At 73.7% G+C, this 3,289-nt stretch carries 3 protein-coding genes; all 3 read left to right on the top strand.

Going from position 1 to position 3,289, the window contains the following annotated elements; genetic code table 11:
• The first annotated feature begins 232 nt into the window (after positions 1–232).
• Entirely contained in the window at positions 233–1,153 is a 921-nt protein-coding gene (locus AC0CYZ_RS19595) for an endonuclease domain-containing protein (RefSeq protein ID WP_472218359.1), read from the top strand.
• A gap of 386 nt (positions 1,154–1,539) precedes the next feature.
• On the top strand, positions 1,540–2,610 hold the full coding sequence (locus tag AC0CYZ_RS19590) for an ABC transporter substrate-binding protein (protein ID WP_472218357.1): 1,071 nt from the start codon (positions 1,540–1,542) through the stop codon (positions 2,608–2,610).
• A gap of 22 nt (positions 2,611–2,632) precedes the next feature.
• Positions 2,633–3,289: ABC transporter ATP-binding protein (locus tag AC0CYZ_RS19585; protein ID WP_472218355.1), on the top strand; the 657-nt coding region annotated here is incomplete at its 3' end.

Here is a 3,289-nt window from a genome sequence, read left to right as displayed (position 1 = left end):
GCGGCGCCCGCCGCGCCGAGCAGCACCGACCGGCGCGACGACCCCATGGGCGAATCGTCGACCATCGTTCGCCCCGGACCGGTCCACGACACGGGTTCGGGGTGAACGCGTCCCGCCTGACCATGATCACGATCTCGGTGGCGAGATGGCCTCCTGGCGCGGGGCCGTGCCGCCGAAGACGTGATCAGGCGTCGGGAGGGAGCCGATCGGCCCGCGACGTCGTCCAAGCCGGGTGAGCAAGGACGAACGCGCTGCGCGTCTCCGGGCGTTGCTGCGTGACCAGGACGGGGCCCTGAGCGTCGAGCAGGCGACGGAGATCGGCTACACCGCCGCCGCCATCGACGGGAAGGTCGAGCGGGGTGAGTGGCTGCGGGTGATGTACCGGGTGCTGCGCGCCGCGGATCACCCCGATACGCCCCGTGCCCGGATCCGCGTAGCGATGCTCTCCGTCGGCCCGGGAGCGACGCTGATCGGGAGATCCGCGCTGTACTGGTGGCGCCTGATCGACACGGCGCCGGCCGAGGTCGAGATCGCGGTGGCCCACCGGTGCCAACCTCGGCCCCGGCCTGGCGTGCGGCTGGTGCGCCGCGCGGTCCCGGCCGAGGACCGCGTCGTCGTGGACGGCGTCGCGGTGACCAAGAAGGCCCCGGCCGTTCTCGCCGCGGTGGCGACCCTCGCCCCCGACGCCGGGGCACGGCTGCTGGACCACGTCCTCCAGCGGGGGACGGTGGAGCTCGAGGCCCTGCTGCGCGCGCACCGCCGGTCGACCGGACGCCACGGGGCCACGCGGTGCGCGACGCTGTTGCGCCTCGCGAGCGGCGGGGCACGCTCGCAGGCCGAACGACTCGCCCATCGGGCCCTGAAAGCGGACGGGATCACCGGGTGGTGTGCCGACCGGGAGATGTGGTTGCCGGGCTACGGGCGGGCGCTGCTCGACCTGGCGTTCGACGAGCTCAAGGTGCTCGTGGAGATCGACGGCTGGGCCTACCACCGCGACCTTCGGGCGTTCCTGCGCGACACCGACCGGCAGAACGCACTGGTGCTGCAGGGCTGGGTGGTGATCCGGACCAACTGGTACGAGCTCACCGAGAGCCCCGAGCAGTTCCTGGCCCACGTCCGGGACGCCCTCGCCGCACGTCGGCGCAGCTCATGATCCGTACTTCGGCTGCGCTCCCCGGCGCCACGTGGGCGGATCGCCACCGAGGTCGCGATCACCAGACCACCGGAGCCACCCCGACCAACGCCCGCCGCCGAGGAGCGCCCGCGGGTCCCATTGCGTCGTCCGGATCACGAACGTGGCACTCCCGGGGCCGCCATGGCAGGCTCAGTGCTCGTGACCGCCTCCGGAGTCCGACTCGTGGCCCGTCGCCACGTCGACTTCGGCCGCGTGTTCAGCTGCGCCTGTCGACTCTCCTGACGCCCGCCCGGTGAGCCCGGCGTCGTCTTCCCGACGACGCCCGCGCCGCCGCGTGCCGGGACACGCCCCGTCCCCGTCCCGACCCCGCCGTGCTGCGGGGCCGCCCCAGGAGAACCTCACCCGTGACCCGCTCCCGTCCATGGCGCGCGCTCGCCGTCGTCGCGCTCGCCGTCCTCGCCCTCGCCGGCTGCACCCGCGCCCAGGAAGCACCCTCGGCGCCCGCCGCCGACCAGGGCCCCGCTCCTGAGCTGCGCCTCGGCTACTTCCCGAACATCACCCACGCCGGCGCGCTGATCGGGGTGCAGAACGGGCTGTTCGCCCAGAACCTCGGCCAGACCAAGCTCTCGACGCAGACCTTCAACGCAGGCCCCGCGGAGACCGCCGCGCTGCTCGGGAACTCGATCGACATCGGCTTCATCGGCTCCGGCCCGGCGATCAACGCCTACAAGCAGAACCCCGAGGGCATCCGGGTCATCTCCGGCGCCACCTCGGGCGGCGCCCAGCTCGTCGTCCGGCCCGGCATCACGAACCCGCAGCAGCTCCTGGGCAAGAAGATCGCGACGCCGCAGCTGGCGAACACCCAGGACATCGCGCTCAAGAAGTGGCTCAAGCAGAACAACCTGCCCATCGGCACCGGGCCGGGCGCCGTCGAGGTCGTCAACATCGACAACGCCCGCGCGCTCGACGCCTACAAGACCGGCCAGCTCGACGGCGGGTGGCTGCCCGAGCCGTACGCGTCGCAGTTCGTCCTGCAGGCCGGCGCCACCCAGCTCCTCGACGAGCGCACGCTGTGGCCCAACGGCCAGTTCCCGACGACCGTCGTCATCGCTCGCACCGACTACGTGCAGGCCCACCCGGCCACGGTCTCGGCGTTCCTCAAGGGCCTCGTCGCCGCCGAGCAGCTCGGCACCTCCGACCCGAACGCCGCGAAGGCCGCCGCCAACGCCGGGCTCGGCGCCGCGGGCAGCAAGCCGCTGCCGCAGAACGTCCTGGACCGGGCGTGGAGCGCGGTCAGCCTCAACCCCGACCCGCTGGCCCCGCTCTTCCCGCAGCTGGCGCAGGACGCCGTGACCGCGGGGACGGCGCCGTCCGCGACGAACACCAAGGGCCTGTTCGACGTCGGGCCGCTCAACCAGGCCCTGACCGCGGCCGGGCGTCCCCCCGTGGACGCCGGCGGCCTCGACCAGAAGTGACCACCCCCCGGAGGGCAGCTCCATGACCGCCACGCTCGACCGCCGGGACCGCGCGCCCCGGACCGGCCCGCCCGCCGTCGAGGTCGCGGGAGTCTCGAAGGTCTTCGGGTCCGGGGCCGACGCGGTCGTCGCCCTCGACGGCGTCGACCTCACCGTGGCGCCCGGGGAGTTCGTCTGCCTGCTCGGCGCTTCGGGCTGCGGCAAGTCGACGCTGCTCAACCTCGTGGCCGGCCTCGACAAGCCGACGTCGGGCACCGTCGCGGCGAGCTCGTCCCGCCCGGCGGTGATGTTCCAGGAGGCGGCGCTGCTTCCGTGGCTCACCGCGGGGCGCAACGTCGAGCTGCCGTTGTGCTACGCGGGTATCGGGCGCGCCGAGCGCAGCGCCCAGGCACTGGCGGCCTTGGCGCGGGTCGGCCTGGCGCACCGGGTGGCGCACCGTCCCGGCGAGCTCTCCGGTGGCCAGCAGCAGCGGGTGGCCATTGCGCGGGCGCTGGTCGGCGACCCAGCGCTGATCCTGGCCGACGAGCCGACCGGCAACCTGGATTCCACCTCGACCGCGGACGTGCTCAGCCTGCTCGCCGAGCTGCACGGGGCCGGCCGGACCATCGTGCTCATCACGCACGAATCCGAGGTGGCGGCGGCGGCCCAGCGGATAGTGCACATCCTTGACGGCACCATT

The organism is Actinomycetospora sp. (assembly GCF_055612215.1).
The sequence above is the reverse complement of the archived record's forward strand: the minus strand, read 5'-3'. Positions and strand labels throughout refer to the sequence as shown.